Raw genomic sequence first — 13,716 nt, 5'->3', positions numbered from 1 at the left:
TTTCCGTGCCTACAGGTTTTTCAAAAATTCCAGCTGGGCACCGGTTAAAATGGCCCTGGTATCATGGATACACTGCAGGTGCACCATGGTTGCCCTGGTTTTCAACCCGGCTATGTCCTCGAGCAGCGGCCGAAGCTCTGCTGGGCTCTGTCCGGCAAAAATCCCCTCGACAACCTTCCTTTCAAGGTCCGCAACCTTCGGGCTGATACGGCGGACAGCACCAATGGTTTCCTTGCGCACCACCATCAGCCTGCTCTTCTGCTCCTCACTCAATTTCAGCTCAGGGTTGTCCCACTCCTTCATAAGCAACTTGGTCAAATGAGGCATTTTGCCGGTAATCAAAAAAGGGGGCGAATTTTTCAACTGTCCCTTTGACCCGGAAGAGGCGCCATGTCCCCGGGCAAAAAGACCTGTGGCTGAAAAGGTGAGGACCGAAACGACAACGACAAACAGCAAAATTTTTCGTTGCACCATCTTGCGAAGCTCCTGTTTTTTCTGAACCCCTGTTCGACCTGTGCGAATCAGGCGTCCAGCTACTGATAAAAATAATCAAGACCAGGTTAAACTCTACAGTGCTTCTCAAGCACTGTCCAGTAAAACCACATGAACCTGGTACTTTTCCGGGCCACGACCTGCCAAATCCTTTTTTCGAACTATCGACCGGGCGGGCTAAATGGAAGGATGACCAGGTTCCTTTTATCGGGAAAATAAACAGAGTCTTTGAACGGTGAGCAGCAGAGGGAGTCCTTTCAGCCCTCATTCAGGGCCTGACGAATCGCCAACCCAAGTTCCTGGAGGGTGAAAGGCTTGCGCAGGAGCATGCCGGCCCCCATGTCCTGGGTTTTCCCGACTTCCTCGCTCTGGGAGAAACCACTGACTATAACCGCTTTCTGGGCAGGATGGATTTCGAGTATTCTGGCAAAGGTTTCGCGACCGTTTATTCCCGGGTCCATGATCATATCGAGAAGAACCAGAGCTGCGCTCCGGGAACGCAGCCAGGAAACAGCCTCTTCCCCGGAGGGGACCACATGCACGGTGTAGCCAAGAAACTGCAGCATCTGCCTGGTAATATCCCGCTGGATCTCCTCGTCATCGACCACCAGGATCAATTCCCCATGACCATGGAGATCTTCCAGTGCAACCGAATCGCTCCGGACCGCGGTATTTTCATTGCTGGCCGGGAAATAGAGACTGAAACAGGCCCCCTGGTCCGTGCTTTCCACAACCACACTGCCGCCATGATCCTGGACTGTATTCCAGACCACAGCCAGACCGAGTCCGGTCCCGCTCTTGCCCATGACCTTCCTGGTATAAAACGGCTCAAAGATACGTTCCCGATCTTCGGGCGCTATACCACTGCCACTATCCTGAACCCGAATGACCACATATTCCCCCTCGCCAAGGGATGCGTCAACCTCGTGTCCTCCAACATAACGGCTGCCTGTGCTCACCACCACGGAACCTGTCACATCCACAGCCTCGGCCGCATTCAGTACCAGGTTCATAAGGCTCTTGCTGACATGAACCGGAGAGCAGGAGATCACCAGCGGTTTGGTGGCCAGTTGGACATGAAACCGCACTCCTGGAAAACGTTCCCTGATCTGCCTGTGTTCCGGTGAATCAAAATACTCCCTGATCAGATCATTGACATCCACCACCTTGCGGACTCCGGCCGCACCTCTGGCTACAGTCAGCAGGTCGTCCACCACAGCCGCCGCCCGCTGACCGGCGCGCTGAATGGATTCGAGCGGGGCATATAATTCCGAATCCCTGGGCAGTTGGTTCAGCAACAGTTCAGGATAGCTGACTATCCCGGAAAGAATATTATTGAGGTCGTGCGCCACCCCCCCGGCCATGAGAGCAATGGCCTCCATTTTTTTCACCTGCTGCAGTTTGCGCCTGAGGGCTTCTTTTTCTGCCTCCTCCTGCTTCTCTTTGGTCAAATCGTCGTAAACCGCCACAATTTCACCGGAGGGCAACTTATAGACCATATTCTCGCGCCAGCCCTGAAGCCGGTCATCTTGGTACCAGGCAACAGGATGTTTTCGGGGACGACCGGTTTTCCATACTTCCCGCAAGACATCAAGCAAACCAAACTCCACCACCCCGGGAAAGACCTCGGTCACTCTTCTGCCTATAACATCCTCCCGCCGGACACCCTCGATTTGCTCGCCGCCCCGATTAAAATTAAGGAACACAAAATCTGCCCCATCATCCACGGCCTCGTAAACAGCAACCCCGGAACTGGAATTCTCAAACAGCTCCCTGTAGACCAGCTCGGTCTGTCTTCGTTTCTCCTCCTCCTTCTTGAGATCGCGAAGATCCACGTCCACACGGTAAAGCTCCCGTTGTCCGGAATGGTTGCTCAAGAGGACATGGGTGGAGTAGACCGGCACCGGATTCCCATCCTGGTCCTTCAGCGTCTGCTCAGCCGGCTCAATGGGTGTACCGTTGTCCAGGCAGTCCTGGATCGCACCAAGGACCTCGTCCCGTATTTCCTCGGGGATGGTCAGGTCCTCCAGCTGGCGGCCACAGGCCTCCTCGGCCGTATAGCCGTACAGTTCCTCGCAGGTTCTGTTCCAGAAAAAAACCCGCCGGTTCTCGTCATAACCCTGGACAGCCACCTTGCGCAGGCTGTCCACGAGTGAGCGAAACCGTGTTTCACTCGCTGCCAGCTCCGCCGTCCGGCGGGAAATAATTTCCTCGAGTTTATCGACATGGTTCTGGATCTGCGCCGCCATGAGGGAAAAAGTCCGGGCCAGCTCACCCACCTCATCCATCCCTTCCACTGGCAGGTCCACATCCATATTGCCCTGACGCAAACCAGCCGCTGCCTCGGTCAGCCGAACTATTCTGCCGGTAATGCTGTGCTGGAGGACGCGGGCAATGATCAGGGCTGCAACCAACCCGGCAGAAAATATTGCCGCCATCAAACCAACCCCTGCCCTGTAAACCCGGTCAATATGACGCTCGGCCTGTTCAACCTGCTGTTTGGCCTCGTTGACCAGTGTCACCGAAACCGGGGCCACGGTCTCGGCCTGCAGCGCAAAATCACGCAGTTTTCCCTTGAGAGCCAGATCAATTGCAAGGATCTCATCGGCTGTCTCCTTAAACCGGTCAAGAAGATGCACAATCTCGCGCCTGTCATCCCGATCCAGTCCGTTTACCTGCCCCAGGGCATCGACCAGACGCCGACGGACGTTGAAGGAGGACTGCATGTAGGGCCGCTTTCTGGTCAGCAAATAATCCTTTGCCGCCAAAATCATCTCGTGATGCAGTTTTGCCAAGGGTTCGATACCGGCCACCCGTTCGTCAATCTGGCGGGCTATGGCCTGAAACCGGTCCTCGAGACCACGATCGGGCACAGACAGCCTGGTGACCAGTTCAACGACCTCGATGGAAGTCCGGGCGAACCTCCTGGCCAGGGAGAGATAAAGATTGAACTCGCTGGTCAGGTCTGTACGGTTCAACTTCGTACGCAACAGACCGCTGGTCCTGATTGCCCGGGCCGACTCCCGGACAGCCGGCTGGGCATATCGGACATGGGCCTCGCTGAAACCAATGGCTGGATAGTGAATCAGAAAATCATCCATCAACCGCCGGGCTTTTTCCATACTCCGGTCCATTTCCAGGGCCAACCGGACGATCTCGTTGCTGGTGCTGATTTCCTGCTCGGCATGACGGATATACCAAAACGTGAAACATCCGATAATGACCAGGGACAACAGCAGAAGCAGCATGACGAGCAGGCCGGCTGTCATCTTTTTGCCAACACTGAGGCGCTGCCAGTACTTTCTTGTCATGGAGCTCTCCGACACCGGTCGAGACAATGGACTACGAGGATGTTGGATAGGTGAAAAGAATGTTGCTGCGCAGCCCTTCGACTCCCAGGCCCGGATCGTCAAGCCGGAGGATATTGAAAACCGGGGTACCGCAGTCGCCGAACTCGTCACAATGGAGCCCACCGCTCACCCCGTCTTCCCTGTCCATGGAACCAAGAGCATCACGCAGGGCCTGGCGCCCGACAAGCAACTCTCCCCCGGGCCCCTGAACCGCCACCTGTTCTATGGCATCAAAAAGCAACCGGGCCGCATCATAGGCCGAAAGATAATATCTTGAAGAGGGTTCCTCCCCGTATCGGTCCACATAGCGCTTGTGCAATTCTCTGCCGTTTGGGGTATCAGGAATGGCCGGACCGACAAAATACATCCCCCGTCCCAGGTCTCCCACCGATTGAATAAAGAAATTTTCGATCAGGGCCCCGTCGCTCATCAGTACGATTCCACCCAGACCGGTCATTTTCCGGGCCTGATGCAGGACAAAGATTCCCTCGGGCTGAAAGAGGGGAAAAAACAGGAGCGAGGCCTTTGAATCATGTACCGCGGTCAGCACCGGCTCCATATCAGTATCTCCCTTGTTGATCGAAGCCGCCAGCGTAATTATCCCGCCGAGCCGGACAAACTCGGCCTCAAAGCCGTCGGTAAGCCCGATGGTGTAGATATCACCATCGTTGATGGTGGCAGCCCGGCGAATACCCAGCCGATGATAGGCAAACCAGGCCGCGGCCTTACCGGAAACTTCCTCGTTGTAGGCGGTACGGAAATAGCCCGGGTAATGCCCGGGAGCGGCCTTGCCGCCGATGGAAGTCAGATAGGGGGCCGAATTGTTGCCGGAAATCATGGTCATCCCGGCGTCGGACATCACCCGGGAGGCAGTCGCTGCAACAGCTGAACAGGTGGTCCCAAACAGGGCTGCGGTCTGCGGATCGGCAATGACCTTAAGAGCTGCGTTGGCCCCTCCTTCCGGCGTACAACCGGTATCTTCTATCTGCAGAACCACAGGATGACCGGCAATCTCCCTGCCACTGTCCGCCAGGGCCAGCTCCAGCCCGCGAACCTGATCCCGCCCCAGAGGCGCGATTTTGCCGCTCAGGGCCTGAAGCACTCCTATCCTTACAGGTGCCCCGGAGGGAATCTCCACACAACCCAGAGGATCTTCACAGGTGAGCTTGTGCTCCGGACCACTGCAACCGGTCGCACTGGTCAGTACCAGCAAAACAAACAACAAGGAAAGCCATCTTCTTTGCCGCAGACGAAAGTCTTCTGACGCAAGACACAAACCAAAAGCCATGGCCACCTCCGTTATCGTATTTCGTCACAGAGTTTGTAAACAAGGGATCTCACCTGCACAAAAATGCAAGTGGCCGGGGATGACGCAGGTTCATGCAGGCGAGACTGGCCGCTATTGCCCATCTATCCGGAAAGTCGCGACCGTGCGAAGACGCGTCATCCTTGACCACCTGTCCTGTATTGCACAGTTTGCACCCGCACAATTGCAGTATAGGTGCTACCCTGTACCCCTGGCAAGAAAAGAGCGGCCATTTTTGAAATGGACAAAAAAAAATGCCATTCCCGGCAGAAAACAGGGAATGGCACTCCATTTACACTGTAAGGCCAGGCTGGCGAGACTCAGCCCTACGCCTTGGTCAATTTGCGGTGACCAATTATCTTATCGTTATTTTCATAGAAGTCCAGAACAGCCATATCGTTTGCCGGAGATGCCTCACGGTACTGCTGATCCCGCCACCAGGATGCCTGCAGCAGGGCCTGGCGAGCCGCGAGGTGGGTGGCCTCGCTGACCCCGACCATGGGCGTCTTCCAGGAGAGTTGTTCATGGGTCACGGTAAAAATACTGTAACGCATGGGGTGTGAGTTCAGGGACGGCAGGGCGAAATACTGGACACTGTTGAGTTCCCGGGTACGCAGACCGATATGGCGGTGACCGGAAAAGGCGATTGGTGTGGCCTGGACGTTTTTTTCGAGCACAGCTCGGACCTCTGCCGCATTATCAATACAGAACCATTGCTTGGGACCACCGCGCAGCTCATCAACCGACCAGGGCAGAAAGTTATGGTGCATGAAAATCAGGTTCACCTGGCCACTGTGGGAAGAAAGCTCCTGATCCAGCCAGCGAAGCTGTTCATCGGGCAGCCGACCGCCCCACTTCTTCTCTTCAGCAGGCAGGCAGGCATCCAAGGCGATGAGACGCAGACCGGGAATGATCTGCCTGGCATAGTAGCGGCGGCCGGAATCATCGTAGCCAAAGCCGGCAAAATACTTCCTGAACTCCCCATCGCTCAGGTATGTAAACCCCTGGCGCAGCTTTTTCGGATTGGCCGGCCGGTAATCGTGATTACCGCTGATGACAAAAACCGGAGCATTGAGGCCGGACAGGGCATTCCGGACGACCCTGGCGTTCTCCAGCTCGCCATCCTGGAGCAGATCACCATTGACCATGACAAAGGCCAGCTCCTCCTCCCGATTGAGATCATCAACCGTGCGCTGCAGACATTCGACACTGTGGGCACCCATCTTCATTTTGTTCACCCCGCGGATATCCACATGGGGATCCGAGATAACCGCAAAACGTACCGGCTGCAGCGGGGTACCGGCCGGGGCGGCAAAGACATGCCTGCCGCCACTCGTCATCAACGCCGCCCCCAGCAGGGACAGGGTGGTGGTTCCGATAAACTTTCGTCTTGTAACAGGTTTCATCATGCTTCCTCTCTTGTTTCTTTTCCCAGGATTATTCCTCTGAGACCCAAACACCATTGTTTTGGCCGCCGTAGATCCCTGTCCCGGCCAGGGCCCTCTGTTTGCTCCACAAATCCTGGGCTCTCAATATCCTGTTCCTGTTACAGCACGGTTACCAATCCATTACAGGACTATTAGGATCAGGCCACCTCATCCCCCCGAACTTACACAATCTTTCACTAACAGAGAAATCACACGTCCCTAACCACCCCGTAATCAGCACCTAACAAAGGCCCTGTAGTCTCCCGCTTGTTGCACGGATGATGTCTCCAGTGGAGAACATCCACTCCTCCTACCAGAGCCGGACCGGTTACCAGGTCCGGCTCTCCCTCGTGCCAGGGAGAAATATACATGATCAGTCTGAAAAACGTAACGCTTGGCTATAATGGCAAACCAGTCTTGAACAACGTAAACCTCCACCTGGAACAAGGGGAGTTTGTCGGGATCATCGGCCTGTCCGGGGCCGGGAAATCCACCCTCCTCATGTCGCTGATCGGCAGTATCGATATCCTGGCCGGGCACTACCGGGTGGGCGAATATCTGATGGATAACATATCCAAAAAACAGCTCAAGGAACTGCGCTCCCGGATCGGCTTCATTTTTCAGGGCTACAACCTGGTGGACAGACTGAGTGTCCTGCATAACATCATGAGTGGCATGCTCGGCCGGATGCCACTTTCAAGAGCCCTGATCAAGTGCTACGACCGGGCCTCCCTGTCCAGGGCCTATGAATACATGCAGACCGTGGGCCTGGTCGATGTCGCGCATCAGCGCTGTGACGCCCTCTCCGGAGGCCAGCGCCAGCGGGTGGCCATCGCACGAGCCCTGGCCCAGGAGCCTGACATCCTGCTGGCCGATGAGCCCGTAGCTGCCCTGGATCCCAGAAGCGCGGCAAGGATCATGGACATCCTTAACACCATCAATTCCCGCTACGGTGTCACCATCATCACCAACCTGCACCACCTCAGCTTTGCCAGGGAGTACTGCTCCCGAATCATCGGCATTGCCCAGGGCAAAATCGTCTTTGACGGCAGCCCTGCAGAGCTGGTTCAGGATCACCTGGAACGAATATACCACGACACAGGTAATGTTCGGCCTGAAGAAAACATGGCAGAAGCCGACAGTCCGTTGTCCATCGGAGAGACACCGTCCTGTCCCCGGTTCAACAAGAATATCCTGGTCCCCGTGAAAGAGGCGGCAACCATCTGAACGATTTCGGATGTTGCCTGACAGCGGGGTTTTGCAACTTCATACACATGAAAGGAGAGAAACGATGAAAAAGATGATTCTGGCACTGGTCGTTCTCAGTGTCGCCCTGACCGTAAGTCTGTCCCAGGCCCTGGCGGCCCAGCAGTGGCCCGAAGAGATAACCTTCGGGGTGATTCCGGTGGCTTCGTCACGGGAGATGAGCGACTCCTTTGGCGACCTGACCGGCTACCTGCAGAAACAACTCGGTATCAAGGTCAAACTGCAGGTGGCTGGAGATTATGCCGCAGTGATAACCGGCATGCAGCACAAGCACGTAGATGTGGCCTACCTTGGCCCAAAATCGTACTGCGAAGCCGCCAGGCGGGCCGGGGCCGAGGCGGTAGCGGTTGAGGTCGGCCAGGACGGAACCGCCGGCTATTATGGTTATATCATCACCAGGGCAGACTCCGGCCTGACGAACCTCAGCTCCCTCAGGGGCAAAACCTGGGCCTTCACGGATCCCCAGTCCACTTCCGGAACCCTGGTGCCGACCATCTATTTCAACGAGACAGGCATCGACCCGCATAAATACTTCTCCAAGGTGATCTATTCTGGAAGCCACGAGGCCTCCATCCTGGCCGTAAAATCGGGCAAGGTTGCGGCAGCCTCGACAAACAACCTGGACTTTGCCCGCGGCCTTGGCAGAAACTGGCAGGAAAAAGACTTCAACATCATCTGGAAATCCGACCTGATACCCGGCTCGCCCATCGCTGTCCGCAGCGACCTTCCATCTTCCCTGAAAATGGCCATCAAGGGAGCCTTCATCTCCTACAATGACAGGAAAGGACTGGAGAAGCTGAAGATTGCCGGCTACATCCCGGGTAACGACTCCATGTACGATGGAGTGCGCGAGTTGATCGCCATGAAAAATGAACTGAAGAAAAAGGCAAAGGTCGCCAAGCAGTAGCTGACCTCCAGCGGAGTATAACCGGTCTGTGCCTGCCAGTCACAGGGCAGGCAACAGGCTGGAACTTTCAGGAAAGATTGCCAGCGGTCTGTTTCGTCCACCCATCCGGGCGAAACAGACCCTTTCCCTGAACCCGCGCGAACCGTTTCAGGAGATATCATGTCAAGCATCCAGGCATCCACCTCTGCTGACCTGGCGGTTACAGAGCTGAAAAGGGGCTCGACCCCATTCCGCTGGCAGACGTTATTCGTCGCCGCCATCCTCGCTGCAGTCTTCCTGATCAGCTGGTTCGACACTGAAATGAGTATCGGCTCGCTGCTGGGCGGGGCTGGTTTCATGCGGGACTACCTGGTCGGCAACCCGGAGATCAGTGGTTCTGCTTTTTTTCCGCCGGCCCTGATTCCCTCTGATATCCGGGTCTACGTGATGGCCATGATGGAAACCCTGGAGATGGCGGTGGTTGCCCTGTTCTTTTCCATCATGGTGGCGGTTCCCCTGTCGCTCTTCGCCTCACGCAACATCATCAGAATTCTGCTCCCCGGCCATTCTCTGCTCACCCGTACCCTGCGGACCGGGATCTATCTGGCGGCATCGCTCGTGGCCAATGTCTTTCGCTCCATCAATGAAATCGTCTGGGCCCTGTTTTTTGTCTCTGCCGTTGGCCTGGGCCCGATGGCCGGAATTCTTGCCCTGGCGGTTCATACGTCGGGAGTGCTGAGCAAACTGCTGGCCGAAGGCAACGAATCCATTGATCCCGGGCCGGTGGAGGCCCTGAGCGCCACGGGCGCCGGCTTTCTCAAGATCATCACCTTTGCGGTTGTCCCGCAGACCATGCCCCATTTTATCTCCATGGTCCTCTACCGCTTTGAATCCGACGTCCGGTCCGCATCCATCCTTGGTTTTGTCGGGGCCGGAGGCATTGGTTTCTACCTCTTTGACAAGGTCAGGTCCTTTGAAAACAGCGACGTAACCACAATTATCATCATCATCGTGGTCACAGTCTGGCTGATCGACAAACTAAGCGCCTTTATCAGGGAAAAATTCATTTAGTACGTCCAGAAAGCACATACGAAATTCAGAAAATGATCAAGTCGACCAACTCTCGCGAAGGCAGTGAAAACCTGCCCGCAGGCAGGTCCCGGCACCAGGGTCTTTCCGGGCCAAAGCGATATATCTTTATTCACACCAGCGCAGGGCCCGTGGTAACCGCAGAAAGTTTTGAAAAAATCGAGACATGCGAGGTGCAGTAAAAATGCAAATCAAGCGAGAAGACCTCAACGATCTCTTGCAGGAAGTCGCCCGGGAAGATGTGCAGCATCTGGCTGATCACATCAGCCGGAACACTGTTATCCATATCCTCCAGCATCCCACCCAGCATACCCTGCTGGTTCCAGTGTTCGACCCGGTAAGCCAGTCCCGGTTCTACAGTGGCGAAGCCCTGGTCACCTCGGCTGTGGTCCAGGTGAATGGCTGCAATGGCTGGTCCATGGTCATGGATGACCAGCCGGAACTTGCCCTGGCCTGCGCGATCATAGACGGAGCCTGGGGCGCAGTGATCTTCAGGGAAGACATTGCCCGCCTGATACAGCAGGGAATCCGAACCCGGACCCTCGCCCGTAAACGGCAGCAAAACGAGGTGGCGGCGACCGAGGTGAACTTTGATCTCCTGTAACAGGCATGAAAAAGATTTCAGTAACAGGAGAGAGGACATGATCAGCCGGGAAATTCAGCTTGAGCAGACCAACCGCCGAAATTTCAGGGTCTGCCTGGAAACTCTTGCCCGGCCGGGGACCACAGGCACGATCCTCCCAATCTGCGGCAGCCATCTGCTGGCCCTGGCCTACTGCCTGCTCTATCCGGAAGTCACAAGCTGTTTTTACGCCCCGGGCGATCAACATCAGCTCCGGGCCTTGACCGGTTCTCCCGAAGCACCCCCCGACCGGGCCGATTACATCTTCTGCGACCAGGACGAAACAACAATCCTCACTGGTGCCAAAACCGGCACCCTGATGGATCCTGAACAGTCCGCCACCCTCTTTATCCAGGCCGGTGCCGGAAAAGCTGAGGCAACCCGGGTCCTGCTGAGCGGCCCCGGTATCAATGGGAGCCTGGCAGGGAGCCTGCCGGTGTCAGGCGCATTTTTGTCCCTGCTCCAGGAAAAAAACTCGGCTTTTCCGCTTGGAGTCGACTGTTTCTTCCTCGACCGGGACGGAAAAATGACCGGTCTTGCCCGCACAACCATGTTGGAGATCATCCAATGAGTTATGTGGCTATCAAAGGCGGCACCGAAGCCATAACGGCCTCAAAAGCCCTCTACAAAAAAATGCTTGCCGGACAGTTCCTGGAAACCAGCGGCGAGCAGAGCCAGCTCCTCTTCGGCCTGGACAGAATCATGAGCGAAGGTGCCCTCTATTCGCAGCAAATGGGCTCCCGGGCCATCGAATATTCCGGCTGCGACCTGCTTGAAGCAGCCTTTTACCTCCGGGCCCACCGCTCCACCTGCCGTCGGGCCGGGACAGCCGAGACCGTCAGAACCGAAGATATCAGGCTGGTTCGCAGAATTTCCTCTGCTTTCAAGGAGATCCCCGGCGGCCAGCTCCTCGGCCCTTCCAGCGATTACCTGTTCAAGCTACTGACAGAAAAAGAACCTGCTCCAGCACCGTCGACAATTCCCGGGAACACAGCCAGGGACAAGGTGGCAGGGGCCCTGGATGAACTGCGGCGTCAGGACAAAATCCTGAAACTCGAGGTGGATCGGGAAGAACCCTTTGACATCACCAGGGCAACACCGCTGCCACCCTATCCCCGGTCAAGCCTCATGCAGATGATGGCCCGGGGTGAAACCGGCTCCATGCTCGCCTTTGCCTACACCTCCCTGCGCGGCTACGGCGACGTCCACCCGACCATCGGCGAACTGCGTCTTGGCATGGTGGCCCTGCAAACCACCCATCCTTTCACCAACAACCGGGTCACCGTGGGCGAGATCAGAGTCACAGCTGTGGAAAGCGTAGGCAGCTTCAAAAAAGATCCCCGGGACGGCAAACTGCGGCTGGCGACCGGTTTTGGCTTCTGTTTCGGGTTCAACGAGACCAAGGCCATCGCCATGTCCATCCTTGACCTGGCCATGACCTGGCCCAGCTTCTCCATCGGCGAAAACGGAGTGGCGACAAGCCCGGAGATGATCATGCATCACATCGACGGTATCGAATCAATGGGCTTCACCAACCACTTCAAAATGCCCCACTACGTCACCTTCCAGGCAGACCTCCATACCTTCAACAAGGCAAAAGACAAAAAACACCATGACTGAGCCAACCTTTGGTTTTTTTGACGAAGATACCAAAAAAGAGATCCGCCGCGCCCTGCTCAAGGCGATCTCTCTGCCCGGCTATACCGTCCCCTTTGCCTCCCGCGAGATGCCCATTGCCCGCGGTTGGGGCACTGGTGGGTTGCAGATAACCCTGAGTCTTATCGGCGAAGACGACGTCCTCAAGGTCATCGACCAGGGTTGCGACGGCTCGGTCAACGCGGTGAATATCCGCGATTTCATCGTTGCCACCACCGGAGTCCGGACCACCTGTCACACCAGCGATGCGACAGTGATCCAGACCCGCCACCGGATCCCGGAACAGCCCCTTACCGAAAACCAGATCCTGGTTCTACAGGTACCTGTGCCCGAGGTTCTTACCACAGTGGAACCGGACACCGGTCGACAGAAAAACATGCACGCCCACCGGGACTACTCCAGGCTCTGGGTTCTGCTCTACGAGGATACGGCCCAATTCGGAGATTCGAGAATCTCCAGCAGGTATCCGGTCGCAGTCCATGACCACTATGTCATGGATCCATCCCCCATTCCCCGTTACGACATTCCCCGGCTCCATAACAACCCCGCTCTACTGCTCTTTGGCGCCGGGCGGGAGAAAAGGATCTATGCCATTCCACCCTTTACCTCTGTCTCCCCACTCGTCTTCAGCGACCGGCCGTTCCGGATCGAAACCTTTCCCGGTATCTGCTGTGAGCGATGCGGAACCAGCGGTGTTTTCTTTGACCAGGTCCAGCGCGAAGACGGAACCCATTACTATTGCAGCGACACAGATAACTGCGACTCCATGCTCAAGAGAAAACAGAATGCTGCTTGATATCCAGTCACTTTGCAAAATCTACGGCCCCTCGTGCGGCCAGTGCCTGGACCTGACCGGCGACGACCATGGCCGCTCCATCTGTCCCAGCTGCGGGGCTGTGGTGGCGGTCAACCGGGTCAATCTGCAAATCGGAGAGGACGAGGTCCTGGGTATTGTCGGCGAATCCGGCTCGGGTAAATCCACCCTTCTTCAACTGGTGTACCGGGATATCGAAGCCACTTCGGGCAAGGTGTTTTTCAGGGATATGAAAGACGGTTGCGGCGTACCCGTCAACATTCTTGAACTGAGCCTGCCGGAAACCACGCGGATGCGCAGCGAACTGATGTCGATGATCTACCAGAACCCGCGCCTGGGCCTGAACTTTCTCTTTTCCGCCGGAGGAAACATTGCCGAGAAGATCCTCGGCTCGGGAGAACTGAGTTATCAAACCATCCGAAGCCAGGCCTGCCATTTTATCGACAAGATCGAACTGCCTGTCTCCCGCATCGACGAGTACCCGGAAACCTTTTCCGGCGGCCAGCAGCAGCGTATCCAGATCGCCAAGGCCCTGTCCAGTTCGCCCAGGCTTCTCCTGCTCGATGAACCAACCACCGGACTCGATGTCTCGGTGCAGGCCAGGATCCTTGATATGATCAAGAATCTGCAGCAGGAAATGGGTTTTTCCATGATCGTTGTTTCCCACGACCTGGGCATCATCAGGCATCTTACCGATATCACTGTTGTCATGCGGCATGGATCCATTGTCGAATATGGCCTCACTGACCAGATTCTGGAAGATCCGCAGCATGGCTATACCCAGCTTCTGGTCTCCTCCATTCTCTGA

At 56.2% G+C, this 13,716-nt stretch carries 13 protein-coding genes; 8 read left to right on the top strand and 5 right to left on the bottom strand.

What is annotated here, in order from left to right:
* Positions 1 to 9: 9 nt before the first annotated feature.
* The 5 genes from ACXJJY_RS08300 to ACXJJY_RS08280 form a co-directional block, all read right to left on the bottom strand.
* The gene (locus tag ACXJJY_RS08300; RefSeq protein ID WP_456386924.1) at positions 10 to 474 is read right to left on the bottom strand and encodes a Spy/CpxP family protein refolding chaperone; all 465 of its coding nucleotides are present in this window, start codon (positions 472 to 474) and stop codon (positions 10 to 12) included.
* 275 nt (positions 475 to 749) lie between these two features.
* On the bottom strand, positions 750 to 3,803 hold the full coding sequence (locus ACXJJY_RS08295; RefSeq protein ID WP_456386922.1) for a PAS domain S-box protein: 3,054 nt from the start codon (positions 3,801 to 3,803) through the stop codon (positions 750 to 752).
* Between the two features lie 31 nt (positions 3,804 to 3,834).
* Positions 3,835 to 5,067, bottom strand: coding sequence for a branched-chain amino acid ABC transporter substrate-binding protein (locus ACXJJY_RS08290; RefSeq protein WP_456386920.1), 1,233 nt, complete (start codon positions 5,065 to 5,067; stop codon positions 3,835 to 3,837).
* 407 nt (positions 5,068 to 5,474) lie between these two features.
* A complete protein-coding gene (locus tag ACXJJY_RS08285; protein ID WP_456386918.1) occupies positions 5,475 to 6,557 on the bottom strand; it encodes a metallophosphoesterase family protein in 1,083 nt (360 codons plus the stop codon).
* Between the two features lie 227 nt (positions 6,558 to 6,784).
* On the bottom strand, positions 6,785 to 6,946 hold the full coding sequence (locus ACXJJY_RS08280) for a hypothetical protein (RefSeq protein WP_456386916.1): 162 nt from the start codon (positions 6,944 to 6,946) through the stop codon (positions 6,785 to 6,787).
* Between ACXJJY_RS08280 and phnC the strand changes: the two genes are divergently transcribed.
* The 8 genes from phnC (at position 6,945) to ACXJJY_RS08240 (ending at position 13,716) form a co-directional block, all read left to right on the top strand.
* A complete protein-coding gene (gene phnC / locus ACXJJY_RS08275) occupies positions 6,945 to 7,802 on the top strand; it encodes a phosphonate ABC transporter ATP-binding protein (protein WP_456386914.1) in 858 nt (285 codons plus the stop codon). The two genes, ACXJJY_RS08280 and phnC, sit on opposite strands and share 2 nt — an antisense overlap.
* Before the next feature lie 64 nt (positions 7,803 to 7,866).
* The gene (gene phnD, locus ACXJJY_RS08270; protein ID WP_456386912.1) at positions 7,867 to 8,748 is read left to right on the top strand and encodes a phosphonate ABC transporter substrate-binding protein; all 882 of its coding nucleotides are present in this window, start codon (positions 7,867 to 7,869) and stop codon (positions 8,746 to 8,748) included.
* 159 nt (positions 8,749 to 8,907) lie between these two features.
* Positions 8,908 to 9,798, top strand: a complete 891-nt coding sequence (phnE, locus tag ACXJJY_RS08265; RefSeq protein ID WP_456386910.1) for a phosphonate ABC transporter, permease protein PhnE — start codon at positions 8,908 to 8,910, stop codon at positions 9,796 to 9,798.
* A gap of 202 nt (positions 9,799 to 10,000) precedes the next feature.
* Positions 10,001 to 10,420 (top strand): phosphonate C-P lyase system protein PhnG, encoded by a 420-nt coding sequence (locus ACXJJY_RS08260; RefSeq protein ID WP_456386908.1) that lies wholly within the window; start codon positions 10,001 to 10,003, stop codon positions 10,418 to 10,420.
* A gap of 37 nt (positions 10,421 to 10,457) precedes the next feature.
* The gene (locus ACXJJY_RS08255) at positions 10,458 to 11,009 is read left to right on the top strand and encodes a phosphonate C-P lyase system protein PhnH (RefSeq protein WP_456386906.1); all 552 of its coding nucleotides are present in this window, start codon (positions 10,458 to 10,460) and stop codon (positions 11,007 to 11,009) included.
* Positions 11,006 to 12,058, top strand: coding sequence for a carbon-phosphorus lyase complex subunit PhnI (locus tag ACXJJY_RS08250; protein WP_456386904.1), 1,053 nt, complete (start codon positions 11,006 to 11,008; stop codon positions 12,056 to 12,058). The genes ACXJJY_RS08255 and ACXJJY_RS08250 overlap by 4 nt, the downstream gene beginning before the upstream one ends.
* On the top strand, positions 12,051 to 12,890 hold the full coding sequence (locus tag ACXJJY_RS08245; protein WP_456386902.1) for an alpha-D-ribose 1-methylphosphonate 5-phosphate C-P-lyase PhnJ: 840 nt from the start codon (positions 12,051 to 12,053) through the stop codon (positions 12,888 to 12,890). Before ACXJJY_RS08250 ends, ACXJJY_RS08245 begins: the two co-directional genes overlap by 8 nt.
* Positions 12,880 to 13,716, top strand: coding sequence for an ATP-binding cassette domain-containing protein (locus tag ACXJJY_RS08240; protein WP_456386900.1), 837 nt, complete (start codon positions 12,880 to 12,882; stop codon positions 13,714 to 13,716). Before ACXJJY_RS08245 ends, ACXJJY_RS08240 begins: the two co-directional genes overlap by 11 nt.

Source organism: Desulfolithobacter sp. (assembly GCF_054025815.1).
This window is presented reverse-complemented; position numbering and strand designations above follow the sequence as displayed.

Excerpts from the sequence above, each read along its gene's own strand:
- ACXJJY_RS08240 (WP_456386900.1), top strand. The coding sequence starts at position 12,880 with ATGCTGCTTGATATCCAGTCACTTTGCAAAATCTACGGCCCCTCGTGC.
- phnE (WP_456386910.1), top strand. The coding sequence starts at position 8,908 with ATGTCAAGCATCCAGGCATCCACCTCTGCTGACCTGGCGGTTACAGAG.
- ACXJJY_RS08255 (WP_456386906.1), top strand. The coding sequence starts at position 10,458 with ATGATCAGCCGGGAAATTCAGCTTGAGCAGACCAACCGCCGAAATTTC.
- ACXJJY_RS08300 (WP_456386924.1), bottom strand. The coding sequence starts at position 474 with ATGGTGCAACGAAAAATTTTGCTGTTTGTCGTTGTCGTTTCGGTCCTC.
- ACXJJY_RS08295 (WP_456386922.1), bottom strand. The coding sequence starts at position 3,803 with ATGACAAGAAAGTACTGGCAGCGCCTCAGTGTTGGCAAAAAGATGACA.
- ACXJJY_RS08285 (WP_456386918.1), bottom strand. The coding sequence starts at position 6,557 with ATGATGAAACCTGTTACAAGACGAAAGTTTATCGGAACCACCACCCTG.
- ACXJJY_RS08280 (WP_456386916.1), bottom strand. The coding sequence starts at position 6,946 with ATGTATATTTCTCCCTGGCACGAGGGAGAGCCGGACCTGGTAACCGGT.
- phnD (WP_456386912.1), top strand. The coding sequence starts at position 7,867 with ATGAAAAAGATGATTCTGGCACTGGTCGTTCTCAGTGTCGCCCTGACC.
- ACXJJY_RS08250 (WP_456386904.1), top strand. The coding sequence starts at position 11,006 with ATGAGTTATGTGGCTATCAAAGGCGGCACCGAAGCCATAACGGCCTCA.
- phnC (WP_456386914.1), top strand. The coding sequence starts at position 6,945 with ATGATCAGTCTGAAAAACGTAACGCTTGGCTATAATGGCAAACCAGTC.
- ACXJJY_RS08245 (WP_456386902.1), top strand. The coding sequence starts at position 12,051 with ATGACTGAGCCAACCTTTGGTTTTTTTGACGAAGATACCAAAAAAGAG.
- ACXJJY_RS08260 (WP_456386908.1), top strand. The coding sequence starts at position 10,001 with ATGCAAATCAAGCGAGAAGACCTCAACGATCTCTTGCAGGAAGTCGCC.